The sequence below is a fragment of the Brevundimonas mediterranea genome, assembly GCF_011064825.1.
GTDB lineage: Bacteria > Pseudomonadota > Alphaproteobacteria > Caulobacterales > Caulobacteraceae > Brevundimonas > Brevundimonas mediterranea_A.
The window spans coordinates 999875-1025164 of sequence record NZ_CP048751.1 but is presented as its reverse complement, the minus strand read 5'-3'; the positions used below and the strand labels follow the sequence as shown (position 1 = coordinate 1025164).

26 protein-coding genes are annotated in these 25290 nt (G+C 67.3%); 17 read left to right on the top strand and 9 right to left on the bottom strand.

The window, feature by feature from the left end:
- Positions 1-3 precede the first annotated feature (3 nt).
- The 3 genes from GYM46_RS05065 to GYM46_RS05055 are packed head-to-tail and all read left to right on the top strand — an operon-like array spanning position 4 to position 3334.
- Positions 4-1113 carry an FAD:protein FMN transferase gene (locus GYM46_RS05065; RefSeq protein ID WP_008260631.1) on the top strand — a complete coding sequence of 370 codons (1110 nt, stop codon included), beginning with the start codon at positions 4-6 and terminating at the stop codon, positions 1111-1113.
- Positions 1110-2471 carry a sulfite reductase subunit alpha gene (locus GYM46_RS05060; RefSeq protein ID WP_008261163.1) on the top strand — a complete coding sequence of 454 codons (1362 nt, stop codon included), beginning with the start codon at positions 1110-1112 and terminating at the stop codon, positions 2469-2471. Before GYM46_RS05065 ends, GYM46_RS05060 begins: the two co-directional genes overlap by 4 nt.
- A gap of 56 nt (positions 2472-2527) precedes the next feature.
- The gene (locus GYM46_RS05055) at positions 2528-3334 is read left to right on the top strand and encodes a glycoside hydrolase family 16 protein (RefSeq protein WP_008261588.1); all 807 of its coding nucleotides are present in this window, start codon (positions 2528-2530) and stop codon (positions 3332-3334) included.
- Here the strand turns inward: GYM46_RS05055 and GYM46_RS05050 are convergent.
- Positions 3319-4725, bottom strand: a complete 1407-nt coding sequence (locus GYM46_RS05050; protein WP_008262022.1) for a UDP-N-acetylmuramate--L-alanine ligase — start codon at positions 4723-4725, stop codon at positions 3319-3321. The two genes, GYM46_RS05055 and GYM46_RS05050, sit on opposite strands and share 16 nt — an antisense overlap.
- 70 nt (positions 4726-4795) lie before the next feature.
- Between GYM46_RS05050 and GYM46_RS05045 the strand changes: the two genes are divergently transcribed.
- The 5 genes from GYM46_RS05045 to rpoD all read left to right on the top strand — a co-directional run bounded on the left by GYM46_RS05045 (position 4796) and on the right by rpoD (position 10816).
- Positions 4796-5692, top strand: coding sequence for an LD-carboxypeptidase (locus GYM46_RS05045; protein ID WP_008262677.1), 897 nt, complete (start codon positions 4796-4798; stop codon positions 5690-5692).
- 221 nt (positions 5693-5913) lie between these two features.
- Positions 5914-7776 carry a DNA primase gene (dnaG, locus tag GYM46_RS05040; protein WP_040349918.1) on the top strand — a complete coding sequence of 621 codons (1863 nt, stop codon included), beginning with the start codon at positions 5914-5916 and terminating at the stop codon, positions 7774-7776.
- Between the two features lie 45 nt (positions 7777-7821).
- Complete coding sequence (locus GYM46_RS05035; RefSeq protein ID WP_008260809.1) at positions 7822-8067, top strand: hypothetical protein; 246 nt, start codon at positions 7822-7824, stop codon at positions 8065-8067.
- A gap of 8 nt (positions 8068-8075) precedes the next feature.
- The gene (locus GYM46_RS05030) at positions 8076-8471 is read left to right on the top strand and encodes a type II toxin-antitoxin system VapC family toxin (RefSeq protein WP_197019741.1); all 396 of its coding nucleotides are present in this window, start codon (positions 8076-8078) and stop codon (positions 8469-8471) included.
- Positions 8472-8869: 398 nt separating this feature from the next.
- On the top strand, positions 8870-10816 hold the full coding sequence (rpoD, locus tag GYM46_RS05025; RefSeq protein WP_008262412.1) for an RNA polymerase sigma factor RpoD: 1947 nt from the start codon (positions 8870-8872) through the stop codon (positions 10814-10816).
- 42 nt (positions 10817-10858) lie between these two features.
- Here the strand turns inward: rpoD and GYM46_RS05020 are convergent, their stop codons facing one another.
- Positions 10859-11122, bottom strand: coding sequence for a DUF2798 domain-containing protein (locus tag GYM46_RS05020; RefSeq protein ID WP_008259051.1), 264 nt, complete (start codon positions 11120-11122; stop codon positions 10859-10861).
- A gap of 238 nt (positions 11123-11360) precedes the next feature.
- Here GYM46_RS05020 and GYM46_RS05015 point away from each other — a divergent pair, with 238 nt between their 5' ends.
- Genes GYM46_RS05015 through GYM46_RS05005 form a run of 3 tightly spaced genes read left to right on the top strand, consistent with a single transcriptional unit; the run spans position 11361 to position 12815 of the window.
- A complete protein-coding gene (locus GYM46_RS05015) occupies positions 11361-11540 on the top strand; it encodes a DUF2256 domain-containing protein (protein WP_035307813.1) in 180 nt (59 codons plus the stop codon).
- Positions 11541-11595: 55 nt separating this feature from the next.
- On the top strand, positions 11596-12336 hold the full coding sequence (locus GYM46_RS05010) for an extensin family protein (RefSeq protein ID WP_008260616.1): 741 nt from the start codon (positions 11596-11598) through the stop codon (positions 12334-12336).
- Positions 12337-12368: 32 nt separating this feature from the next.
- The gene (locus tag GYM46_RS05005; protein ID WP_040349226.1) at positions 12369-12815 is read left to right on the top strand and encodes a hypothetical protein; all 447 of its coding nucleotides are present in this window, start codon (positions 12369-12371) and stop codon (positions 12813-12815) included.
- Here the strand turns inward: GYM46_RS05005 and GYM46_RS05000 are convergent, their stop codons facing one another.
- From GYM46_RS05000 to GYM46_RS04985, 4 genes are all read right to left on the bottom strand, one after another.
- The gene (locus tag GYM46_RS05000) at positions 12816-14759 is read right to left on the bottom strand and encodes an ATP-binding protein (RefSeq protein ID WP_008259951.1); all 1944 of its coding nucleotides are present in this window, start codon (positions 14757-14759) and stop codon (positions 12816-12818) included.
- A gap of 82 nt (positions 14760-14841) precedes the next feature.
- Entirely contained in the window at positions 14842-15189 is a 348-nt protein-coding gene (locus GYM46_RS04995) for a DUF1428 domain-containing protein (RefSeq protein ID WP_008261111.1), read from the bottom strand.
- A gap of 11 nt (positions 15190-15200) precedes the next feature.
- Positions 15201-15668, bottom strand: a complete 468-nt coding sequence (locus GYM46_RS04990) for an SRPBCC family protein (RefSeq protein WP_008260664.1) — start codon at positions 15666-15668, stop codon at positions 15201-15203.
- 13 nt (positions 15669-15681) lie between these two features.
- A complete protein-coding gene (locus tag GYM46_RS04985; RefSeq protein WP_008263565.1) occupies positions 15682-16128 on the bottom strand; it encodes a VOC family protein in 447 nt (148 codons plus the stop codon).
- Positions 16129-16186: 58 nt separating this feature from the next.
- Here GYM46_RS04985 and GYM46_RS04980 point away from each other — a divergent pair, with 58 nt between their 5' ends.
- Together GYM46_RS04980 and GYM46_RS04975 are read left to right on the top strand one after the other, a co-directional pair.
- Positions 16187-16894 (top strand): winged helix-turn-helix transcriptional regulator, encoded by a 708-nt coding sequence (locus tag GYM46_RS04980; RefSeq protein ID WP_040349228.1) that lies wholly within the window; start codon positions 16187-16189, stop codon positions 16892-16894.
- 72 nt (positions 16895-16966) lie between these two features.
- On the top strand, positions 16967-18841 hold the full coding sequence (locus GYM46_RS04975) for a methyl-accepting chemotaxis protein (RefSeq protein WP_083793409.1): 1875 nt from the start codon (positions 16967-16969) through the stop codon (positions 18839-18841).
- 25 nt (positions 18842-18866) lie between these two features.
- Here the strand turns inward: GYM46_RS04975 and GYM46_RS04970 are convergent, their stop codons facing one another.
- Complete coding sequence (locus GYM46_RS04970) at positions 18867-19076, bottom strand: flagellar basal body rod C-terminal domain-containing protein (RefSeq protein WP_035306812.1); 210 nt, start codon at positions 19074-19076, stop codon at positions 18867-18869.
- Positions 19077-19224: 148 nt separating this feature from the next.
- Between GYM46_RS04970 and GYM46_RS04965 the strand changes: the two genes are divergently transcribed.
- The 4 genes from GYM46_RS04965 to GYM46_RS04950 all read left to right on the top strand — a co-directional run bounded on the left by GYM46_RS04965 (position 19225) and on the right by GYM46_RS04950 (position 23395).
- Positions 19225-19986, top strand: coding sequence for an SDR family NAD(P)-dependent oxidoreductase (locus GYM46_RS04965; protein WP_008260075.1), 762 nt, complete (start codon positions 19225-19227; stop codon positions 19984-19986).
- Between the two features lie 162 nt (positions 19987-20148).
- Positions 20149-22053, top strand: coding sequence for a DEAD/DEAH box helicase (locus GYM46_RS04960; protein ID WP_008260808.1), 1905 nt, complete (start codon positions 20149-20151; stop codon positions 22051-22053).
- 38 nt (positions 22054-22091) lie between these two features.
- Positions 22092-22415 carry an Mpo1-like protein gene (locus GYM46_RS04955; RefSeq protein ID WP_008260771.1) on the top strand — a complete coding sequence of 108 codons (324 nt, stop codon included), beginning with the start codon at positions 22092-22094 and terminating at the stop codon, positions 22413-22415.
- 89 nt (positions 22416-22504) lie between these two features.
- Positions 22505-23395, top strand: coding sequence for a hypothetical protein (locus GYM46_RS04950; RefSeq protein ID WP_008260138.1), 891 nt, complete (start codon positions 22505-22507; stop codon positions 23393-23395).
- Between the two features lie 74 nt (positions 23396-23469).
- On the opposite strand, the gene GYM46_RS04945 is transcribed toward GYM46_RS04950, so the two are convergent.
- The gene (locus tag GYM46_RS04945) at positions 23470-24039 is read right to left on the bottom strand and encodes a 3D domain-containing protein (RefSeq protein ID WP_008260580.1); all 570 of its coding nucleotides are present in this window, start codon (positions 24037-24039) and stop codon (positions 23470-23472) included.
- A gap of 155 nt (positions 24040-24194) precedes the next feature.
- A complete protein-coding gene (dusA, locus tag GYM46_RS04940; RefSeq protein WP_008260648.1) occupies positions 24195-25211 on the bottom strand; it encodes a tRNA dihydrouridine(20/20a) synthase DusA in 1017 nt (338 codons plus the stop codon).
- Positions 25212-25290: the final 79 nt, after the last annotated feature.

The window sequence follows — 25290 nt, the reverse complement described above, 5'->3', positions numbered from 1 at the left end:
GGCATGTCCGACACTCCCTTCTCGCGCGGATCCCGCGCCGCCCCGCCCACGGTCACGCTCGGCGACCCGGTTCCGCTTGCGGATCGGGCCGACAACCGGGTGCTGATACCGCCGATGGACGGGGTTCCGCCCCGTCCGCCCGGCGACCGCATCCTGTCGCTGGGCGGCCCGACCATGGGAACGACCTGGAGCGCGCGGGTGATCGGCCCGCCGGGCCTGAGCGAGGCGGCGGTCCAGGCGGCCGTGGAGGAAGAACTGGCGGCGGTGATCGCGGTCTTCAGTCCGTGGGAGCCGTCCAGCGAGATCAGCCGCTTCAACGCCGCGCCCGAAGGCGTGTGGGCGGTGTCCCAGCCCTTCTGGGACCTGCTGGACGCCGCCATGGACCTGGGCGACGAGACGAACGGCGCGGTCGATCCGACCCTGGGCGCCCTGGTCGACCTGTGGGGGTTCGGCCCGCCCGGACCGCGTTCGCCCCTGCTGCCCGTGCCCTCGGACGAAGAGGTCGAGGCGGCGCTGAAATTGTCCGGTTGGCGAAAGCTTCGGCTGAACCGCGAGGCGCGCGCGGTCATGCAGCTGGGCGGCATGAGGCTGGACGTCTCCGGCATCGCCAAGGGGCATGCGGTGGACCGGGTCTCGGACCGGTTGACGGCCATGGGGGCGACCTCGCACCTGGTGGAGATCGGCGGCGAGTTGAAGGGGCGCGGCGTCAAGCCCGACGCCCAGCCCTGGTGGGTCGAGATCGAGCGGGTCGCAGGATCGCCGGCGCCGCGCACCGTGGCGGCCCTGTACGACATGGCCATGGCGACCAGCGGCGACTATCGCCGCGCCTTCGAACATAACGGCCGCCTGTATCCGCATACGCTGGACGGATCGACCGGGCGGCCGGTGAGCAACGCCCTGGCGTCGGTGACGGTGCTGCACGCCTCGGCCATGAAGGCCGACGCCTACGCCACGGCCCTGACGGTCATGGGGCCGTTCGAGGGGCCCGACTATGCCGAGGCGATCGGCCTGGCCGCCCATTTCGTCGAGCGGACCGAGCGTGGCCTGGTCGAACGGATGACGCCCGCCTTCGCCGCCATGATGGACGACCCCGCCCTGGAGGGGCCGGGGTGACCCACGAGCCGGCGCGTTGGCTGTGGGCCGTCGGTGCGGCGGCCCTGTGGTTGGTCCTGACCGGCTTCATCGTCTGGCGCGAACGCCGGGCGAAGGCGGCGGCGCGCGCCCAATCGGACGCCATGGCCGGAGACGGCGAGAGCGTGCTGGTCGCCTTCGCCAGCCAGACGGGTTTCGCCGAGCAACTGGCCTGGATGACGGCCAAGGCCCTGCAGGACGGCGGTGTGGGGGCGCGGGTTTTGTCCTTCGCCGATCTGGACAGCGCGACGCTGAAGGCGGCCGGCCGGGCCTTGCTGATCGTGTCCACGACGGGCGAAGGCGACCCGCCCGATACAGCGGCGCGGTTCGTGCGCAAGACCATGGGGCAGGGGGCGGATCTGGCGGGCCTGCGCTTCGGCCTGCTGGCCCTGGGCGACCGAAGCTACGACCATTTCTGCGGCTTCGGCCATGCGGTGGACGGCTGGCTGCGGCGGTCGGGCGCCGAACCCCTGTTCGACCTGGTCGAGGTCGACAACGGCGAGGCCGGGGCCATCCGCCGCTGGCAGCACCAGTTGAACCAGATCACCGGCCGTCTCGCGGCGCCCGACTGGGCGCCGGCGGCCTTCTATCCGTGGCGGCTGGTCGAGCGGACCCTGGTCAATCCGGGCAGTCCGGGCGGGCCGGCCTATCACCTCGCGTTCGAGCCGGTCGGGTCGAGCCCGGACTGGGCCGCGGGCGACATCGTCGAGGTCGGCCTGCCGGAACGGGACGGGGCCACGCCGGGCGCGCGCGAATATTCCATCGCCTCCCTGCCGTCGGATGGCCGGGTCGAATGCCTGATCCGGCTGATGCGTCACCCCGACGGAACGCCGGGTCTGGCGTCCGGCTGGCTGACCCAGGATCTGGCGGTCGGCGATGAGATCGGCATGCGGCTGAGGACCAACCGCAGCTTCCACGGGCCGGAGGACGAGACGCCGATGATCCTGATCGGCAACGGCACGGGAATCGCGGGATTGCGGGCGCATCTGAAGGCGCGGAGCCCGGCCGGGGGCGGGGCCTGGCTGTTGTTCGGCGAGCGGACGCGGGCGCACGACGCCTTCTTCGATGCGGAGCTTCAGGCATGGCTGGAGTCGGGCGTGCTGCGTCGGCTGGATCGCGCCTTCTCGCGCGATGCGGGCGACGGCCGCTATGTGCAGAATCTGGTCGCCGGGGCGGCGGACGAACTGCGCGACTGGATCGGTCGCGGCGCCGCCATCCATGTCTGCGGCAGTCTGGAGGGCATGGCCGCAGGCGTTCATGCGGCGCTGGAGACCGCCTTGGGCGCCGAGGCTCTGCTGGACCTGCTCGAAACCGGTCGTTACCGCCGCGACGTCTATTAGGGCTGCCGCCCGCCGGGCCTTCCTGCCATCAATGGCGCAATGAATGGGAGGAACCGATGATTTCCATGCTGCTGGCGGCGGCGATTTCGACCCTGCCGCAAACGTCCGCCGCTCCGTCTGGATACGCCCTGACCTGGTCCGACGAATTCGCTGGCGACGGCCTGCCCGACGCCTCGAGGTGGCGATACGACACCCAGGCCAACAAGACCGGCTGGTACAACGAGGAACTGCAGTACTATTCCGCCGCGCGGCCCGAGAACGCCCGGATTGAGGACGGCGTCCTGATCATCGAGGCGCGGCGAGAGACCCTCAACCCGCCCCCGGCCGACTGGGGCGGACAGGCCTACACCTCGGCGCGGATGATCTCGACCACCGCCTGGTCACGCGGTTTCATCGAGACGCGCGCCAAGATCCCTTGCGGACGCGGCAGTTGGCCGGCCATCTGGATGTTGCCCGAAAAGGCGGTCGGCTGGCCCATCGGCGGCGAGATCGACATCATGGAGCATGTCGGCCATCGCCCCGGCGTGGTGCATGGCTCGATCCACACCGAGGCCTACAACCATGTGAAGGGCACCCAAAGCACGGCGACGCACCAGGTCGCGGACGCCTGCGACGCCTTTCACCGCTATCAGGTGCGCTGGACGCCGGACGAGATCGTCTTCCTGATCGACGACCAGCCCTTCCACCGCTTCGCCAACGATCAGACGGGCGATGTGGAGACCTGGCCGTTCGACAAGCCGTTCCATCTGATCCTGAACGTCGCCGTGGGCGGAACCTGGGGCGGCGAGGAGGGCGTCGACGACGCCGTCTTCCCGCAGCGGATGGAGGTCGACTACGTCCGGGTCTATCAGCTGGCCGACTGATCCAGTCGGCCCAGCAGGTCGACCGCGAAGCTGGACAGGGTGTCGTCGCGGGCGCCCATGACGATGATGCGGTCGCCCGATTGCGCCATCTGCACGATCCGGTCGCCACAGTCGGCGCGGGTCGGCAGGGCCTCCGCCTGACGGCCGGCGGCGCGGACACCCGTGGCGATGTCTTCTGAGCCGACGCTGCGGTCTGTGGTGCCGCCGTAATAGACCGGCTCGGGCATCAGCAGGACGTCGGTCTCGCGCATCAGGCCGGCGAAACCGTCGATGAACTCGGACTTCATCAGCTTCAGCGGACCGAAGCCGTGGGGCTGGAACAGGATCAGCAGGCGGCCGTCGAAGGCGTGCAGGGTCTTGAGCGTGGCGGCGATCTTGTCCGGGTTATGGGCGAAGTCGTCGATGACGGTGATGTCGTTCACCGTCCCGACCACCTCCATCCGGCGACGGATGCCGGCGAAGGTCTCCAGCGCCTTGACCGCCTGGCCCGTCGGCACGTCCAGCGCCTTGACCGCACCCAGGGCCGCAAGCGCATTGGCGACATTGTGGGCGCCGGGGACGTTCAGGACGACGTCGTATTCGCTCCAGCCCTCCATCAGGCGGAACTTCATGCCCGTGGGCGTCGGCTGAAGGTCGTAGGCGGACAGGTCGGCCTTTTCCTCGCCCAGGGCGAAGGTGATCGCTTTCCCGGCCGGAAGCGTCTGGACCAGGGCGGCGGTCTCGGGATTGTCGAGGTTCAGAACCGCCGTGGTCGCGCGGGCGGTGAAGCCGCCGAACAGGTCGCGCAGCTCCTCCATCGACTTGTGATCCAGCGAGATGTTGGAGACGACGGCGACGGTCGGGTCATAACCGGCGATGGAGCCATCGGACTCGTCCACCTCGGCCACGAACAGATCGGGCCCGCCGACCAGGGCGCTGGCGAACGGATGATCGGCGTCGGCGAAATTCTTCATCACCGCCCCGTTGACGACGGTGGGATTGCGGTCGGTCTGGCTCAGGATCCAGGCGATCATGCCGGTGATGGTGGACTTGCCGCTGGTGCCCGCGACGCCGACCGAGGTCGGGGCGGCGTTAAACAGCTGGCTGAGCAGCTGGGGCCGGGTCTTGATGACGGCGCCGACGCGGCGGGCGGCGCCGATGTCGGGCACGGTGTCTTCAATCGCGCCGGTGGCCACCACGGTCTGGGCTGAACGGGTCACGCCCGAACCGTCCTGGGGATGCAGGGTCACGCCATGGGCGCGCAGCCAGTCGAACTTCTCGGGCGTGCGGCCCTGGTCCAGCGCGCGGTCGGAGCCTTCGATGGCGTGGCCCTGGGCCTGGACGATCAGGGCCAGGGGCAGCATGCCCGACCCGCCGATGCCGCAGAAGAAATAGGAGGCGTCTTGGTTCATGCCCCCTTAGAACAGGGGATCGGGCCGGTCCGCCAGTGCAGGATCGCAATATTCGACGAAGAAGACGGACGTGAACAGCAACAGCTTCAAGATCGGCGTGGTCTGCGCCAGTTCGCGCTTCTCGAAGGAGCGGGCCGACGCGGTCGAGGCCTGGATGGCCGAGCATCATCCCGACAGGGATGTGGCGGTGGTTTTCCACCCCGCCTGTTTCCTGAAACACGGCCATTTCGCCGGGGACGACCGGGCGCGGGCCGACGCCTTCGTCGAGTTCGCCAATGACCCGCGCATTGATGCGATCTGGTTCGCGCGGGGCGGCTATGGATCCTGCCGCATCGCCGAGTCGGTCATTCCGCGCCTGAACGCCGTGGCCCGAAAGAAGCGCTATATGGGCTATTCCGACGCAGGAAGCCTGCTGGCCGGAATGTACAGGGCCGGGTTCGAACATCTGGCCCACGGCCCGATGGCCTCGGATGCGGTGCGCCGCGACGAGGCGGCGCGCGGCGCCCTGGCCTGGCTGACGACCGGACGCACCGACTGGATCGAACCCTCGCTGGCGATCGATCCGCGACCCGCCGTCGCCTTCAACCTGACCATCCTGGACCAACTGGTCGGCACGGCGCTGGAGCCCGATCTGTCGGGCCACGTCCTGATGCTGGAGGAGGTGTCGGAGGCCGCCTATCGGATCGACCGGATGATGTTTCACTTGACGGGGCAGGAGTCGATCCGACGTGTTGCCGGAATTCGCCTGGGACGTGTTTCCGATGTCACGCCAAACGATCCCGATTTCGGACAGACTCCGGAGGAGATTGTTCGATACTGGTGCCTGAGATCCGGCATAGAATTCCTGGGACCGGCCGATATCGGGCACGACGACGCCAACAAGGTAGCGCCCTTCGGTCGCGGCTGGGGCGAACCGCCCGAGACGCAAAAGACACAGTCTCGCCTTGATCTGCCGGCCCGCGCCTGACGCCCTCTCGACACGTCCTGCGTCTGCACGTCAGATGCAGGTCCGCGAGGCGTTAGGACTTCGTTAAGCCAAGGCGTTGGGGGACGCTGCGGTTACGCCTTCTGCGATGCGGCGGTTCGTTCGGACTTCGGGGGATGCCCGGACGAACCGCCTGATCGTTCTCCGATCATCGACGTGCCCGATCATCGACGTGAAGCGCCGCAAGGCTTATGGATCGCCCGGTGCGTTTCGACGAAAGATTCATCGATGAACTGAAGGCCCGCCTTCGCCCGTCCGACGTGATCGGGCGGACGGTGAAGCTCAAGCGGCAGGGGCGGGAATATGTCGGCCTGTCGCCCTTCTCGAAGGAGAAGTCGCCGTCCTTCTTCGTCAATGACGACAAGGGCTTCTTCCACGACTTCTCGTCCGGCAAACACGGCGACATCATCTCCTTCCTGCAGGAGACCGAGCGACTCAGCTTCGTCGAGGCGGTGCAGCGGCTGGCCGGCGAGGCGGGCATGCAACTGCCGGCCGAGGACCCCAAGGAGGCCGAGCGCGAGCAGAAGCGCCAGGGCCTGTCGGACTGGATGGACCTGGCCCAGAAGTGGTTCGCCGCCAATCTGCGGCGCACGCCGGGCAAGGCGGCGCGCGAATATCTGGAAAAGCGCGGCCTGCCCGAGGATCAGTGGGAGCGGTTCGGCCTGGGCTATGCGCCCAATGACCGCGAGGGACTGAAACAGGCCCTGGTCCAGCGCGGGGCGCGACCGGCCGAGCTGGTCGAGGCCGGCTTGCTGATCTCGCCGGAAAGCGGAGGGCAGCCCTATGACCGGTTCCGTGACCGGCTGATGTTCCCCATCCTGGACGCGCGCGGCCGGATCGTCAGCTTCGGCGGCCGGGCCATGAACCCCGACGACCGGGCCAAATATCTGAACGGTCCCGAAAGCCCGCTGTTTCACAAGGGGGCCACCCTCTATGGCCTGCCCGAGGCGCGGCGTATCCTGGGGGCGGAGAGCCGGAACGACCAGGCCATCATCGTGGTCGAAGGCTATATGGACGTCATCGCCTGCCAGCGCGCGGGCCTGCCGGCCGTGGCGCCCATGGGCACGGCCCTGACCGAAGAACAGATGGAGCGGCTGTGGCGGGTCAGCCATGAGCCGGTGCTGTGTTTCGACGGCGATGCGGCGGGACTGCGGGCCGCCTATCGCGCCATCGAACGGTCGCTGCCGCTGCTGAAGGCGGGGCGGTCGTTCCGCTTCTCGCTGCTGAGCGGGGGGCAGGATCCCGACGACATCCTGCGCGACAAGGGGGCGCCCGCCCTGCGCCAGGCCCTGGCCGACACCCACGGCTTCGCCGAGGTGTTGTTCCGCCGCGAGCAGGACGTCGAGCCGCTGGATACGCCGGAGCGCAAGGCCGGCTTCAAGGCGCGGCTGCGGACCGCCGCCTCGGCCATTCAGGACAAGGACCTGGCGGAACAGTATCGCCGCGATCTGTTCGACCGGTTCGACGCCCTGTTTCCGCGCGCCCCCCAGCGAGCGCCCTGGACGCCGGGGCAGGGGCGGGGTCGGTTCGGGCCGCCGCCGAAACTGGGTCAGACGGTCGAGGGGGCGCAGGCGATGCAGTCCCTGTTCCGCGCCGTCAGCCCGGTGGCCGCCGCCCTGGCCTATGCCGCCATCGACGATATCGAGCGGCTGGACGACCATCTGGAAGAGGTCAGCGTCCAGGGCTTCGGCGACGCCGCGCTGGAGGGGCTGGCCCAGGAACTGGTGCGGTTGCGGCTGTCGGGACAGCCGTCGGACGCGGCCGTGGTGCGGCATCGACTGCGCGATTCCGGCTTCGAGCCTCTGCTGAAGGAAATCGAGAAGGCGGCGTCCAAGTCGGGCGCTTCCTTCCTGTCGTCGGATCTGACCGTGGCGGAATCGCGGGCTCACTGGTTGAAGGTGTTCGGCCTGATGACCCATCTGGCCGCCCTGTCGCGCGCCATCGAGACCGCCAAACAGGACATGGGCCAGGGCACGGGCATCGACGCCCTGGTGCGGCTGAAGGCCGAACGCGACGCCATCACCCGTTCGTTCGCGGCGCCGGACTTCTGGACCACCCTGATCTGATCCGCGCCGATTGGCGGGCTTCACGATCTGGAGTAGTCTCGCGCCATGGATGGTTCCCAGCCTGTCAGGATCACGCGCGAGGGCGATCATCAGGTCGTCCACCTGCCGAGCGGCATCGCCGTTCCGGCGGACGCCGTGGTGCGTCAGGAGGGTGAGCGGCTGATCATCGAACGGGCGGGGCCGCGGATGGGGTCTGTCGAAAAACTTCTGGCTGTTCTGGCGACCATGGAGCCTATCGACGAACGGCTCGCTCCCTTCGATGACCCCCCTCCAGAACCGGTCGATCTTTGAGCGGCTATATGCTGGACACCAATGCGGTGTCGGATCTGATGTACGATCCGCTCGGCCCGGTCGGACAGCGCATGGCGATGGTCGCTACGGGCGATGTCTGTATCAGTCTGATCGTCGTTGCGGAGTTGCGGTTTGGCGTCGCCAAGTCCGGTTCTCTCCGGATCGCCGCGCAACTCGAGACCGTGCTTTCGGGTCTGTCCATCAGGGCGTGGGAAGCGCCCGCCGACTACATCTACGGCGACATCCGCGCCGACCTGCAGAGGCGAGGCCGACTCATAGGCGCCAACGATCTGCTGATCGCCGCTCACGCCCTGGCGCTGGACTGTATCCTCGTCACCGACAATGAACGTGAATTCTCGCGTGTGCCCGGACTGCGGGTTGAGAACTGGCTGCGTCCTGGTTAGGCGGCCTTGACTCTGCGGGCGCGCGACGCCATCTGGCGCAATCGGATCATGATGCCTTAGTGCGCGAGGTCGAGAAGGCGGCGGCAAAGCCCGACGCGCCATTCCTGGCCGCAAATGCGCCCCTCGCCGAGGCAAGGGTCCGATGGTCGCAGGCGTTCGACGTTCCAACCTCCTGGTTTGGATGGGTTGGCGGGCGCCTCAGCCCAGGCGCGTGATGCGCCCCGGGCGAGGATGGAGCGTTTCGTCGGCGGAAGGCCGCGCGGAACATGCTTCGCCATGCGATCAAAGCCGGAACGACTTGGGAAGACAGAGTGGGCGCGTAACCTTACGCCTCGCCAGGCATTGTATTTTTCGCCGGGGTGGATTGATCACCCCCTCCGGCCGGAGACGAACTGACTATGAACGCACAGACCGAGACGCAGGACGCCGAGGTTACGACCGACGGCCCCCTGCTCGATCTGACTGACGCCGGCGTCAAGAAATTCATCAAACAGGCCAAGGCGCGCGGCTATGTGACGATGGAGGAGCTGAACAAGGTCCTGCCGTCCGAGGAAGTCACGCCGGACGCCATTGAAGACACCCTGGCCATGCTGTCCGAAATGGGCGTCAACGTCGTCGAGGCCGAGGAGGACGCGCAGGAGCAGCAGTCCACCGACGTCGCCGCCGCCGCCGGAACCGCCGTCGCCGAGGCGCCCGCCAAGGCCGCCTATGACCGCACCGACGACCCGGTGCGGATGTATCTGCGCGAAATGGGCTCGGTCGAACTGCTGAGCCGCGAGGGCGAAATCGCCATCGCCAAGCGGATCGAGGCCGGTCGCGACGCCATGATCTCGGGTCTGTGCGAAAGCGCCCTGACCTTCGAGGCCATCATGGTGTGGCGCGACGAGCTTGAGAACAACCGTATTCTTCTGCGTGAAGTCATCGACCTGGACGCCACCTATGGCGTGCTGAACCCCTCGTCCCTGCCCGGCGCCGTCCAGCCCGAGGCGGAAGAGGAAGAAGAGGCTGAAGAAAAGCCGGCCGCTGAAGAAAAGCCCGAGTCAGACGACGACGATGACGATGATTTCGACGACGGCGGCGGCATGTCCGTGTCGGCGCTGGAAGCCGAGCTGCGCGACGGGGTGATGGAGGTGCTGAACCTCATCGCCGCCGACTTCAGCGAGTTCCGGGGGCTGCAGGACAAGCTGGTCCAGACCCGCCTGAAGGGCGAGGTGCTGAGCGCCAAGGACTCCAAGGCCTATCAGACGCTGACGAAATCCATCTCGGATCGTCTGAAGACGATGAAGCTGAACAACAACCGTATCGAGGCCCTGGTCGAGCAGCTTTATGCGATCAACAAACGCCTGATCGGTCTGGAAGGGCGCCTGCTGCGCCTGGCCGACAGCTACGGCATCTCGCGTCCCGAATTCCTGAAGGCCTATTTCGGCGCCGAACTGGACCCGACCTGGACCGAGCGGATCAAGGAACAGGGCGTGCGCTGGACCAAGTTCAGCGACAACGAAGCCAGCCAGATCGCCACCATCCGCGCCGACGTCGCCGCTGTGGCCCTGGAAGCCGGCCTGCCGATCGACGACTATCGCCGCATCGTCCAGACGGTGCAGAAGGGCGAGCGCGAAGCCCGTCAGGCCAAGAAGGAAATGGTCGAGGCCAACCTGCGCCTCGTGATCTCCATCGCCAAGAAATACACCAACCGCGGCCTGCAGTTCCTGGACCTGATCCAGGAGGGCAACATCGGTCTGATGAAGGCGGTCGACAAGTTCGAGTACCGCCGCGGCTACAAGTTCTCGACCTACGCCACCTGGTGGATCCGTCAGGCCATCACTCGGTCCATCGCCGACCAGGCGCGGACCATCCGCATCCCGGTGCACATGATCGAGACGATCAACAAGATCGTCCGCACCAGCCGCCAGATGCTGCACGAGATCGGCCGCGAGCCGACCCCGGAAGAGCTGGCCGAGAAGCTGGCCATGCCGCTGGAGAAGGTGCGCAAGGTCCTGAAGATCGCCAAGGAGCCGATCTCGCTGGAAACCCCGATCGGGGACGAGGAAGACAGCCATCTGGGCGACTTCATCGAGGACAAGAACGCCGTCCTGCCCATCGACGCCGCCATCCAGTCGAACCTGCGCGAGACCACAACCCGCGTGCTGGCGTCCCTGACGCCGCGCGAGGAACGGGTGCTGCGGATGCGCTTCGGCATCGGCATGAACACCGACCACACGCTGGAGGAAGTCGGCCAGCAGTTCTCGGTGACGCGCGAGCGGATCCGTCAGATCGAGGCCAAGGCGCTGCGCAAGCTGAAACACCCCAGCCGGTCGCGGAAGCTGCGGTCCTTCCTGGACAGCTGAAGACGAGCAGGGGCGGCGCCGAAAGGGCCGCCCCTTTTGCCGTCAGCTGGGCGTTTCGACGACCAAGCCGACGATGCGCCGAACCAGCGGCAGGATCAGCAGCAGCACTGGGAAGGCGATCAGCCAAGACAGGCCCCAAGCCTGCATCCAGGCGGAGGGGAAGGCCGGAACGAAGCCCAGATTGCGCGTCGTGGCGATGGCCGAGACCACGAAAGTCATGAACAGTGACAGGATCAGGGGCATGATGACCGGCGCATAGCGCGCGGGCAGTCGGCGGAAGCGGATGATCGCAGGGTGAGGGTGCATGTGTGCGTCTCTCAATTTGGTCTTCGGCAATGGGCATCCGCCGGAAAGTCCGGCCCCGGCCGAAAACCGGGATGGATGCGTTGCCTGACGTGAGACGCTTACGATCGCCTGGGCGACGGGGCGCATATATCAGTTTGCGGGGTGGTCGCAACAGGCCCGACCTTTCTCTGGAACGGCCACCAGGGGCGCAGGAATAGGTCGGACTTGCCGTCGTCCTGAATTGCTGGTCTGGGGTCTGATGGGTCGAAAACACGTCAATCTGGGCTGCGCGCCCGGCAAGGCCGACCTGCCGCAAAAGCGCTGCGTCGCCTGCGGCCTGTCGTTCGCGTGGCGCAGGAAGTGGGCGCGCGACTGGGATCAGGTGCGGTTCTGTTCGGATCGGTGTCGGGCCGCCGGAGCCGCCCCGGAACGGCGATAGACGGCTCTCCGCCTCGTGACCGACGCGCCATCGGGAATCGGATAGGATTCGGGCGATGGCTTCCAATGTCCTGATGATGCGTGTGTCGGTCGGTCTGGCGGTCCTGCTGATCCTGAGCGGCTGCGTGCGGCGCGCGCCCGAGCCGCTGCGGCCGTCGCCCTATCCGGGACGGACGCCTGCGCCCCTGGTCGGGGGGCTGATCGACCGGCCCGTCGATGGGGGAACCCAGGGGGCGGTGGTGCGCGTGGGCGCGGACCTGGGGCGATGCCTGGCCGAACTGAGCGCCGCGCGCGTGACGTTCAGCCCCGCGCAGGACCGTCAGAACAGCGCCGTCTGCGGCCTGAGACAGGGCGGGGCGTTGGGGCCCGACATGGGCACGGTGGCGCGGATGGCGCCGGGGGATGTGCAGATGACCTGCCAGACGGCCCTGGCCCTGAGTATCTGGCGGCGGCAGTCGCTGGAGCCGGCGGCGCGCCAGATTCTGGGGTCGGACGTGGTCCAGATCGACCATATGGGGGCCTACGCCTGTCGCAATGTGAACAACGGTGTGGGGTCCAGCCGGGTCAGCGCCCACGCCCAGGCGGCGGCCCTGGATTTCGCAGGGGTGCGGCTGAGGGACGGGCGGCGGATTAGCGTCACCGCCGACTGGAATGGCGACGCGCCTGAGGCCAGGTTCCTGCGCCGTATCCGCGACGACGCCTGCCGCATCTTCGGCACGGTGCTGAGCCCCGACTACAACGCAGTCCACTATGACCACCTGCATCTGGAAGCGACCGACACGCGTTTCTGCCGCTAAGGCGCCGATCCGGTCGCCAGAGGGACAGTCGTATGGCGCCGAGGTTGAAGGTCTTCACCTGGTCGGACGGATTTCACGCCTTCACCGTCGCCGCCAGCTCGCGCCCCAAGGCGCTGGAGGCCTGGGGGGCGAAGCAGGACCTGTTCGCCACGGGCCTGGCCAGCCAACTGAGCGGCGGCCCCGACCATGACGCCGCCCTGGCGGCGCCGGGCGAGGTGATCGAGCGCGGCCTGGCGATCGATGTCGGCAAGATCGGAAAGGCGACCAGGCCGAAGGCTGCGGGACCGTCGAAAGCCCGGCGTGCGAAGCTCGAAAGACTGCAAGCCGAGCTGGACCGGCTGGACGCCGACCATCAGGCCGCCTCGTCGTCCCTCGACGATCAGCTTGAAGCACTGAAGGCGAAGCGGGCGGATCTGGAACAGGCCTATGGCGCGCGCCGCAAGACGCTGACCCGGAACCTCAAGGCGGCCCGGGGCTGATCAGGCGGTGGCGCGGCCGCTTTCCGTCAGATGCGCGCCCTTTTGGCCCACCGTCTCCAGGGCCGAGATCAGGGCGCGGACGTCGATGGGTTTGGCGACGACGGCGTCCATGCCATGGGCCAGGCACTCGTCGCGCTGATGCGGCATGGCGTTGGCGGTCAGGGCGATGATCGGAGTACGGGGCAGACCCTGGGCGGCCTCGCGTTCGCGGATGGCGCGGGCGGCGCCGAAACCGTCCAGGACCGGCATCTGCACGTCCATGAGGACCATGTCCCAATCGCCGCCCAGCCAGGCCTCGACCGCCTGGGCGCCGTTTTCGACGATCGTCGGCTCGATGCCGAATTGACCCAGCAGGGTTTGCAGGACCAGGCGGTTGATGGCGTTGTCCTCGGCGGCCAGAACCCGCAGACCGGCGTCGCCCTGTCTGACGTCGGAGGCGGACGGGGCGGGCGTTCCGACCGCTGGGCCGAGCCAGGGCAGGGGGAGGACGACGGTGAAACGGGACCCCTCGCCCGGCCGGCTGTCGACGTCGATCCGGCCCTGCATCAGCCGGGTCAATTCGTGCACGATCGACAGGCCCAGTCCCGTGCCGCCGAACTGGCGCGTGGTCGAGGCGTCGGCCTGGGCGAACGGATTGAAGATGCGCGCGATGACCTCGGTCGTCATGCCCACGCCTGTGTCGGCGACGGTCAGGACCAGGGTCTGGCCGTCGCGGCGCGCCGCGATGTCGATGCGGCCCCGAGCCGTGAACTTGAGGCTGTTGGAGATCAGGTTCGACAGGATCTGCCGCAGGCGGGTCGGATCCCCGCGATAAAGGCCGGCGGCGTCGCCGAGATCCAGCGCCAGGATCAGGCCCTGATCGTCGGCGGTGGACGCATAGGTCGAGCGGAGATTGCCCAGCAGTATCCCCAGATCGAAGGCCACGCTTTCCAGCTCCATCTTGCCGGCCTCGACCTTGGACAGGTCAAGGATGTCGTTGAGGATGGTCAGCAAGGCGGCGCCGGACTCGGCGACGATGTCCAGGCGTTCGCGTTGCAGGGCCGGCAGGGGATCGGCCTGCATGGCCTGGGTCATGCCGAGTATGCCGTTCATGGGCGTTCGGATTTCGTGGCTCATCACCGCGAGGAACTGGGACTTGGCGCGACTGGCCGCCTCGGCCCGTTCGGCGAGCCGCCGCATTTCCGTGACGTCCCAGTTGGCGCCGACCAGCCTGTCCGGCGCGCCGCCGACGCCGCGCTCCAGGCTGCCGAATCCCTTGATGTGCCGGATCTCTCCGTCCGTCCGGCGTATGCGGAACTCGGTGTCCAGCAGAAGGCCGTTCAGGGCGGCGGCGGTGTCTCTTTGGAGCGTTTCGCGATCATCCTCCAGAACGAAACTGGTGAAGAATGCCAGGTCCAGGACGTCCGGCGCCGGGGTGAGGAAGAGGTCGAACATCTCCGGCGACCACGACAGGGCGTTGGTGTTCAGGTCCAGTTCCCAGATTCCGATATGGGCGGCGCGAGCGGCCAGGGTGGCGCGGTCGGCCAGCTTGAGCCGCTCGGCTTCCGCCGCCTTGCGGCCGGCGATGTCCTGAACGTGAGAGATATAGAACAGGGGCTCGCCCGCCGCGCTGCGAACCAGGGAGACGGTGCGAGCCGCCCAGGCGACGCCGCCATCCTTGCGGATATAGCGTTTCTCGATCTCGTAGGACGGGATGCGGCCGGAGGTCAGTTGTTCGAAGAGGACGAGATCGGCGTCCAGATCGTCGGGATGGGTCACGTCCCGGAAATTGACCGTCCTGAGTTCGTCGCTGCTGTACCCCAGGAAGCGACGCAGGGCGGCGTTGCCGTTCAGCCAGACGCCGTCCAGCCCGAATACGGCCGTGCCGATGGGCGAATGTTCGACCGCCTGACAGAACTGCGCCACATCGAATGTGGCGATGTCCGTCGTCTGACCGCTCGGCATGGGCAGCTTCCCCGTGGAAGACCAAGTCTGCCGCGAAGATATTGCAACGGGGTGAACGGACGGTCGCGGAGGGCGACCGACCTCAGGCTTCGAAGATCGTCTCGAAGCCGCCGACGACCATCCGCTTGCCGTCGAAGGGCATCTCCATCTCGTGGAAGCGCGGATCCTCCATCATCTTCTTCTCGGCGGCGTCGCCGGTCGCCTTGTCCGGCCAGATGATCCAGGACAGGACCACGGTTTCGTCGGGCTCAAGCTTCACCGCCATCTTGAAGTCGGTGTGCTTGCCGTCGCGAATATCGGCGCCCCAGTTCTCGACGACAGCCAGGGCGCCGAACTCCTTGAAGATGGGCGCGGCGGCCTGGGCGCACCTCAGATAGGCGTCCTTGTCCGCCGTCTTCACCGGGGTCACGAAGCCGGTCACATAGGTCATGGTCGTCCTCCTCAGCTGTTGTTCTCGGCCAGTTCGGCCAGTTCGGCCAGTTGGTCGGCGACGGCGCCCCAGCCCTGTTCGAAGCCCATGGCGCGGTGGGCCTGCATCGCCTTTTCATCCCAGTGCCGGGCGACGGCGGCATAGCGTGTGCCTTCGCCCTCGGGTTCGAAGGTGTCGATCCGGACGAAGTTCATCTCGCCCGCCTGCGGAAGCCAGCCCTCGGTCAGCGCCCCCGTCGAGACCAGCCGACGGCCGGGAACCACCTCCAGGAAGACGCCGGAATAGGCGTGGCGCTCGCCCTCGGGCGACTGCATCTCCACATTGGCGCGGCCGCCGGGGCGAAGGTCCCACTCAACGACGGGCGTAGTCCAGGGCCGGGGGCAGAACCATTCCCCGGTCCGCTCGACATAGATCTTCCACACGGCTTCGGGCGAGGCCTGGATCAGGCGGGTGACGCTGAGTTCGAAACGGTCGGACATATCGGCCTTCCGGTCAGACGGGCGTCAGTTCATGGGCGGCGAAGGCTTCGGGGCCGGCGGCGGCGGCGGCGGGATCCATCCACATGGTCTCCCAGATGTGGCCGTCCGGGTCCGCATAGCTGCGGCCATACATGAAGCCGTAGTCCTGAGGTTTGTTGGGGTCCGCCGTTCCGCCGGCCGCCCCGGCCTGGGCCACCACCGCCTCGACCGCCTCGCGGCTGTCGCGCGACAGGCACAGCAGCATCTGGGCCGAGGCGCGGGCGTCGGGGATCGCCCGATCGGTGAAGGTGCGCCATTTGTCGTGGGTCAGCAGCATGACGTGGATGACGTCCGACAGGACCATGCAGGCGGCCGTCTCGTCGCTGAACATCGGGTTCTTCGTGGCGCCGACGGCTTCATAGAAGGCGATGGACCGGTTCAGGTCGGCGACGGGCAGATTGATGAAAATCAGCTGGGTCATACGTCTCTCCTCTCCCTATGTTTGCTAACCGTGCCGCGTGAGATTAGAACAGTCAACCATGAAGTTAGAAAAAGTAACTACCAAGTTGGGTCGGCGGTATCACGACGCGTGCGGCGCCGCGCACGGGCTGGATCTGGTGGGCGAGCGTTGGGCGCTTCTGGTGGTGCGTGAACTGATGATGGGGCCGCGTCGGTTCGGTGATCTGAGAAAGGATCTCTGCGGCCTGTCGGCCAATGTGCTGACGCAGCGGCTGGAGGGACTGGAGGCGGCGGGCGTGGTGCGTCGCCGCAAGCTGCCGCCGCCGGCCTCGGTGCAGGTCTATGAGCTGACGGACTGGGGGTATGAGATCGAACCGGTCTTTTTGGTTCTGGGCCGCTGGGCCGCACGGTCGCCGGCGCATGATCCGACGCTGCCGATCAGCGCCGTCTCGATCATGCTGTCGTTCAAGACGATGTTCGACGCCGGCCGGGCCGGGAAGGCCGCCATGGCGCTCGGCTTCATCTTCGACGACGAGAGCTTCCAGGTGACGGTGTCCGAAGGTCGTCTTCAGGCGCAGCGCGGCCAGATCGCGGGCGCGGACGTGACGGTGACGACCCGGCCGCCGCTGCTCGCCGCCGCCGTCTACGGCAAGGTTCCGCTCTCGACCCTGGCGGCGGACATGACGATTGACGGAGACCAGGGGGTGTTCGAGCGGTTCATCGACTTCTTCCGCCTCCCGGAAAAAGCGACGGAAAGCGTGGCCTTAGCAAGGTTTGGTAACACCTGAGCCTTAGCACAAGCTTCTCAGGTTGCTTTGGAGGCGGACGTGCTCAAGTCCTTGTCTATTTCCATCAAACTCATGATCGCCCTGGGCGCCATGATGAGCGCCTGCGGTGTGGCCACCCTGGTGGTCCTGTTCAGCCTGGTCTCCCTGCAGCGATCTGACGACGCCGAACGATCGGCCACCCAGATCAGCCGGGCCGCCGACCGGACCCTGGCCGCAGCCGTGGAACAGCAGAACGCCATGCGCTCCTATGTGGCGACGGGCGAGGCGGAATCCCTGACGAAATACGCTGAATCGAAGACGGCCTTCGGTCAGGCTGTCCAGTCTCTGAAGACAAGCGACGGCGTCGACGCCGGTCGGTTCAATGCGATGACGGCGGCGGCCGCCGCCTTCAACCAGCAGTCCCAGGCCCTGATGGACCTGGCCCGCGATCCGGCCCAGCGGCCGCAGGCGGTGTCGCAACTGACGACAACAGCCCGCCTGACCGATGTCCGCGCCGCCGTGAAGTCGATCGACGATCAGACGCAGGGCGTGCTGACCCGCAAGAACGCCGAGAAGCGCACGGCCTTCAACAGCGGCTACGCCGCCCTGGTGATCGGCGGGGTGCTGGCCCTGCTGGTGGCGGGGGCCATGACCCTGTGGCTCGTGCGGGCGCTCAGCCAGCCCATCGTGGCCATGACACGCGCCATGGATCAACTGGCCGCCGGCGACCTGAAGGTCGTCATTCCCGCCCAGGGGCGTGGCGACGAGATCGGCCGCATGGCCGCCTCGGTCGGCACCTTCCGCGACAATGCGGCCGAGAAGATCCGGCTGGAGGCCGAGACCCAGTCTCAGCGTTCCATCAACGAGGCCGAACATCGCGCCAACGAGGCCGAGAAGGCGCGCATCGCCGAAGAGGATCGTGTCGCCCTGACGGCTCTGGGCCAGGGTCTTGCGGCCATGTCCAACGGCGACCTGACCCACCGGTTCACCGCAGAGGTCGCCCCGCGCGCCGAACAGCTGAAGTCGGATTTCAACGCCGCCATCGCCCAGCTGCAGCAGGCCGTGTCGGTCGTGGTCGGCAATGTGGCCAGCATCCGCTCGGGCGCCGGCGAGATTTCGCAGGCCGCCGACGACCTGTCGCGCCGCACCGAACAGCAGGCCGCCAGCCTGGAGGAAACCGCCGCCGCCCTGGACGAGATCACCGCCACGGTGAAGAAGACGGCTTCGGGCGCCCGCCAGGCCTCGGACGTGGTTCAGGCCGCCAAGGGCGACGCGGAAACCTCGGGCATTATCGTTCGCGACGCCGTCTCGGCCATGCAGGCGATCGAAGGCTCCTCCGAGCAGATCAGCCAGATCATCGGCGTCATCGACGAAATCGCCTTCCAGACCAATCTGCTGGCCCTGAACGCCGGGGTCGAGGCGGCGCGCGCAGGCGAAGCCGGTCGCGGTTTCGCCGTCGTGGCCTCCGAAGTGCGGGCCCTGGCCCAGCGTTCGGCCGACGCAGCCAAGGAGATCAAGACCCTGATCTCGACCTCGACCAACCAGGTCGGCTCGGGCGTCAGACTGGTCGGTCAAACCGGCGAGGCCCTGCAACGGATCGTGGATCGGGTGGCCGAAATCGACGCCCTGGTCACGGAAATCTCGGCCTCGGCTCAGGAGCAGGCCCTGGGTCTGGCCGAGGTCAACACGGCCGTGAACCAGATGGATCAAGTCACCCAGCAGAACGCGGCGATGGTCGAGCAATCGACCGCCGCCAGCCAGTCTCTGGCCCAGGACGCCGAGGCGCTGCAGGCGTCGGTGGCGCAATTCCAGGTCGGCGCCCCGGCAGCGCGCGCATCGACGCCGCCTCAGGCCTCAGCGCCAGCGCGGGCGCCCCATATGGCGGCGGCGTTGAAGACCCTTGGGCGCGGCGGCGCGGCGCCCAAGGCGCAGGCGGCGCCGTCAGCGGACGGCTGGGAAGAATTCTAGACCGGGGGACCGCCGCCGGCGACCGTCAGGCCAGCATGTCCAGCAGGGTTCCGCTCATATCGTCGGCGGTGCGGATCACGGCGGCGTTGGCGGTAAAGGCGGTCTTGGCCTGAATACGCTCGACCGCCTCGACGGCGAGGTTGTCGAGAGGCGCGGTCGCGGTGCGACGCGCACTGGCTACGAAGCGGGACTGGGCGTTCATCATTCCGCCGGCGGCGATGGGCATAACCTGCATCACGGTCTCCTTCAGCCCTGCAGTCTGAATGCTCTCCGTCAACGCCCGGGAAACAAACAGGGTGAACGACGAAATCTCGCGTATCGGGTTTCATCCCGGCCCGGCGCCTCCATATCCGGTGTCCTGTCTATTGAAGGAGACCCTCGCCATGGAACTGAAGGATCAAGCCCTGATCGTCACGGGCGGAGCCAGCGGAATCGGGCGAGCGGCCTGTCTGGCCCTGGCCGAGAAGGGGGCGAACCTGATCGTCGCCGACTTCAACCTGGACGGCGCCGAGGCCGTGGCGAAAGAGGTCGGGGCCCTGACACAGGACCGCGGCGGCAAGGCCTTCGCCTACAAGGTCGATGTCTCCAAGGCGGAGGAGGTCGAAGCCCTGGTCGAGTTCGCGGTCGAGAAACTGGGCACGCTGAACGGCATGTTCAACAATGCGGGCATCGGCCTGGTGAAGCCTTTCCTTGAGATGGACCCCGCCTCTTATCTGAAGGTGATCGAGGTCGATCAGCACAGCGTCTATTATGGTCTGTATTACGGGGCCAGGAAGATGGTCGCGCTAGGCGCCAAGGGCGCCTTCGTGAACACGGCCTCGATCTACGGCTCCATCGCCGCGCGCGGCAGCTTCAACTATAACGCCGCCAAGGCCGCCGTGGTGTCGATGAGCCGATCAGGCGCGCTGGAACTGGCCGAATACGGCATCCGGGTCGTCGGCGTGGCGCCGGGCTTCATCGACACCCCGATCCTGGGCGACGACCCGGCGGCCAAGACCCCCCTGGCCGCCCAGCATATGCACAATCGACTGATTCAGCCCGAAAAGGTCGCCAGCGTGGTGGCCTTCCTGTTCAGCGACGCGGCCTCGGCCATCAATGGCTCGACGGTGGCGGTGGACGACGGTTTCCTGTCGTTCAAGGTCTGATCCGGGGTCGTTCTTGAGCGGGGCGTCGTGGTGAACGGCGTTTTTCGCCCCGCTCGTGCCTTTATCCGTGTATAGAGCGGCATTACTCGCCCGGCCTGAGGACTGTCCTCGGCCGGGCGCGGTCGTTTCGATGACCGCCTTGTCCGTTGTCCCAGGTAGCCGATGCCCTTTCCCGCCGTCCATCCCGCGCTCGACCGCGCTCTCGTCAACAAGGGCTATGCCGAGCCGACCCCGGTTCAGGCCGCTGTCCTGGAAGGCGAATACGCCGAACGCGACCTGCTGGTCTCGGCCCAGACCGGTTCGGGCAAGACGGTCGCCTTTGGTCTGGCCGCGGCCCCGACCCTGCTGGGCGACAAGCCGATCTTCGGTCCGGGCGGCGCGCCCCTGTGCCTGGCCATCGCCCCGACGCGCGAACTGGCCATGCAGGTCGCGGCCGAGCTGCAATGGCTGTACGCCGACTCCGGCGCCAAGATCGCCACCTGCGTCGGCGGCATGGATGCGCGGCGTGAAGCGCGCGCCCTGGGCTTCGGCGTCCATATCGTCGTCGGCACGCCTGGTCGCCTGAAGGACCATATCGACCGGGGCAATCTGGATCTGTCCGAGCTGAAGGTCGCCGTCCTGGACGAGGCCGACGAGATGCTGGACATGGGCTTCCGCGAGGACCTGGAGTTCATCCTGGACCACGCGCCGGCCGAACGCCGCACCCTGTTGTTCTCGGCCACCATCGCGCGCGAGATCGTCACCCTGGCCAAGCGCTACCAGAAGGACGCGGTGCGCATCGACGCGACGGACAAGTCGCGTCAGCACGCCGACATCGAATACCGCGCCTATCGCATCGCCCCGAACGAGATCGAACACGCAGTGGTCAACACCCTGCGCTGGTACGAGGCACCGCGCGCCATGGTGTTCTGTTCGACGCGGGATTCCGTGCGCCATCTCCAGGCCTCTCTGCTGGAACGCGGCTTCTCGACCGTGTCCCTGTCGGGCGAGATGGGCCAGCGCGAACGCACCGACGCGCTTCAGGCGCTGCGTGACGGGCGGGCTCGTGTCTGCGTCGCCACCGACGTGGCCGCGCGCGGTCTGGACCTGCCCGACCTCGGCCTGGTCATCCACGCCGAGTTGCCGATGAACCGCGCCGGCCTGCTGCACCGTTCGGGCCGGACGGGCCGGGCCGGCAAGAAGGGCGTCTCCGTCATGCTGGTGCCGCACTCGCGCCGCCGCAAGGCCGAGCGTCTGATGGACGAGGCTGGCATTGACGCCGTCTGGTCCGGCGCCCCGACCTTCGACGAGATCCGCAAGGCCGATGAAGGCCGTCTGCTGTCGCCCGAGTTCTTTGAGGCCGACGTGTCCGATGAGGACATGATCGTCGCCAAGCGGATGATCGCCGAACGCACGCCCGACGAGATCGCCGCCGCCCTGGTGCGTCTGCTGCGCAAGGAGCAGCCTGCGCCGGAAGAACTGTCTGATCCGGGCTCGGATCGCAGCCCCGTCAAGCGCGAGCGCACCGTGCGCAACGAAGACGGCACGGCCGCCCAGCCCTGGCCGGGCGACCGCCTGGGCGCGGACGACGTGGTCTGGTTCCGCCTGGACGTGGGCCGCAACAAGAACGCCGACCCCAAATGGCTGATCCCGCTGATCTGCCGTATCGGCGGCATCTCCAAGCCCCAGATCGGCGCCATCCGCACCTTCCCGGAAGAGACGCGGTTCGAGATCGCCAAGACCCACGAGAAGGCCTTCCGCGAGGCCGTCGCCGCCTCGAACGACGAGGTCAAGATCACGTCCTCGGAAGCCCCGACCCCGGGCTCGATGAAGGCGGGCAAGTTCGCCGGCGCCGGCAAGCCGCGTCGTGAAGACGGCGACCGCCCGTTCAAGAAGACGCCTTACAAGCGCGCCGACGGCGGCGAGGGCGACGCCAGGCCGCCGTTCAAGAAGAAACCCTGGGCGCCCAAGGCCGACGCCGGCGGCGAGAACCCGCGCTCGAACGCGGCCGGCGACAAGCCGTTCGCCAAGAAGCCGTTCAAGGCCAAGCCGGGCTTCAAGAAGGCCGGATTCAAGCCCAAGGCCTAGGGCTTGCCTGATCATGGGCGGAGGCGCACCCTCCGCCCATGAACGCGCCGCCCGAACCCCAGGGTCGATACGCCTCGTTCGAGGCCTTCTATCCCTATTACATCCACGAACATTCCAACCGGACCTGCCGGCGGATCCATGTGGTCGGCACCGGTCTGGTGATTCTGGCCTTCGTCGGCTTCCTGCTGACGCTGAATCCCTGGTGGCTGCTGGCCATGCCGCTGATCGGCTACGGCTTCGCCTGGGTCGGGCATTTCTTCTTCGAGAAGAACCGCCCCGCGACCTTCCAGTATCCGCTGTGGAGCCTGATGGGCGACTTCCGCCTGTTCTTCGAGACGGTCACGGGCAGGCGTCGTTTTTAGCGATCCCTGAGATTTGAAGCTGTGCCGTGGCCGGGAAGCGGATATGTTCGCTCCGCGGCGGGAGGCCGCAGGGCAGGGACATCGACCCCATGAAGATCATCGCCATCGTCGCCGGCGCCGCGCTCGCGTTCGCGCCCGGCGTCAGCCTCGCACAGAAGAGCGGCGCCAAGCCGGACTTCACCCTCGATCCGAACTATGGCGAGGTCACGCTGGAGACCGGCTTCACGCCGGATCCCTGGACCAAGTCCATTCTGGCCGGCGGCTCCGTGCCCGCCTCGGCCGCCCAGTCGGGATGCGAGGGGTCGGTCAGCGCCGCGCCGGATCTGCAACTGAACTTCGAGGCCGGCGATCTGGATCTGACCGTCCGCGCGGTCGCGTCCGAGGACACGACGCTTCTGGTCAATACGCCCAGCGGACAGTGGCTCTGCGACGACGACAGCGGCGGCGACCTGAATCCGAAGGTGCTGATCTCGAACCCGCAAAGCGGGCGGTACGACATCTGGCTGGGCACCTATAACGACGGGATGGTTCAGTCGACGCTGGAGATCAGCGAACTGGGAGGGTCGGAGACGAGCGCCGTAGGGGCGCCGGATGCGGACCTGGAGCCCAATTTCGGCTCGGTGAGGCTGCGTTCGGGCTTTACGCCCGATCCCCATGAGAAGGCGATCCTGGCGGGCGGGTCGATCCCGGCCTCTGCGGCCAAGTCGGGGTGCGAGGGCAAGGTCAGCGCGGCGGCGGACTATCAGGTCTTCTTCGAGCCCGGCGATCTGGACCTGACCTTTCTGGTCGAGGCGTCCGAGGACACCACGCTTCTGATCAATACGCCGAACGGACGCTGGTATTGCGATGACGACAGCGGCGGCGGCGTGAACCCCAAGGTCCTGATCACCAATCCCCAGGCCGGACGCTACGACGTTTGGGTCGGGACCTATGGCGACGACATGGTGCAGTCGACGCTGAAGGTCAGCGAACTGGAATAGGGTCAGCCCGAACCGCAGACACGAAGACGCCGGCGGCCGCGAGGCGCGCCGGCGTTTTTCGTCGCGGCTGCGATTTAGTTGGAGGCGTTTTCCCAGGCCGGGGGGCAGCCGTCGAAACGGCCCGCGTCGGCGATGGTCAGGGTCTGCATGTTCAGGCGACGGGCCTGGGCCATCGAGCCCCGGCCATGACCGGTGTAGAGATCGATCTTCTGGCCCTTGATCGCGCCGCCGGTGTCGGAGGCGTACCAGTAGCCGTCATGGATCGAACCATCGGCCAGACGCAGGCCGACCGTCTCGCGGATGAACAGCTTGGTGCGGCGGGGAATGACGCGGGGATCGACCGCGACGGTGCGCATGGCGATGGGGCGGCAACCCAGGGAATCATTGCCCGTCGCCCCGCCGCCGCCTGCGTGATAGAGGCGGGCCGAAGCGCGCCAGTCCGGATCGCCGGCCATCAGCTCGGCCTGGACGGCGTCCAGATCAGAGGCGATTTCGGGCGAGGCGTCGGTGGAACCGATCTCGGGCGCCGGGGTTTCAACCCTGGCTGCATCCGCCGCGACAGCGACATTGTAAGGGACCGGTCCGCTCGAAAGCGAGGACATGGCGGCCCACATCATGGCGAAGGCAGCGGAAGCGCCGATCATCCGGTTTGCTCATTGAAGCGCCGGCTCCCAACGCCGCCGGCACCCGGTTTGTCGCGTTAACTTGTGGCTAGAAAGGGGCGCGGCGCTCCATGCGGTCGCCCCAGCGCGCTGCCGAGTTTTCAACTGCAGGAAAACAAGACGCTTTTTATCGACCTTCAGGCGGCCTCTTCGCGACGCGCCTCGGCCTCGCGCACCGCCTCTGCGGCCCTGTCCAGCACCTCAAGCCCCGCGTCCGCCCGGATCGACTCGACCGTCAGGATGCGGCGGAAGGCCCGCGCGCCGGGACGGCCGTGCATCAGGCCCAGCATATGCCGGGTGATGGCGGGCAGGCGCACCCCCTCCTCAAGCCGGGCGGCGATATAGGGCCGGTAGCGGTCGAGGGCCGCGAAGGCGTCCACGTCCGCCGTGTCGGCGCCATACAGTCGGCGGTCGGCCTGACCCAGGATGGCCGGCTCGTGATAGGCCGCGCGGCCCATCATGACGCCGTCCAGCCGCACCCCGTCCGTCTCGGCCAGATGGGCCTCGGCCTCGTCCAGATTGGCGATCCCGCCGTTGATGGAGATGTTCAGATGCGGCCGTTCGCGCTTGAGCCGGCGCACCAGATCATAATCCAGCGGCGGCACGTCCCGGTTTTCCTTAGGCGACAGCCCCTGCAGCCAGGCCTTGCGCGCATGGACGATGAAGACTTCGATCCCCACGGCGGCGCAGGCGTCCACCGTGGCGAACAGGCTGGTCGCCGGCTCCTGATCATCGACGCCGATCCGGCATTTGACCGTGGCCGGGATCGACACCGCCGATCGGATCGCCGCCATACAGTCGGCCACCAGCTCCGGCTCGCGCATCAGGCAGGCGCCGAACTTGCCGGACTGGACCCGATCCGACGGACAGCCGACGTTCAGATTGATCTCGTCATACCCATAGGCCTCGCCCACCTTGGCCGCCTCGGCCAGTTCCATCGGGTTTGAACCGCCCAGTTGCAGGGCGACCGGATGCTCGACCGCATCGAAGCCCAGCAGATAATCCCGATCGCCATGCAGGACGGCCGGCGCAGTGACCATCTCCGTATAGAGCAGGGCGCGCGCCGTCAGGACGCGATGGAAGGCCCGGCAATGACGGTCGGTCCAGTCCATCATCGGGGCCACGGACAGCCGACGTGATTGATTTATCGACATTTTGTGTGGTTTCAGGTGGTCTGTAGACGTTGGTCGCCGACGCTTCTACGCGTTTTTCGACGGTTTGGCCTCTTAACGA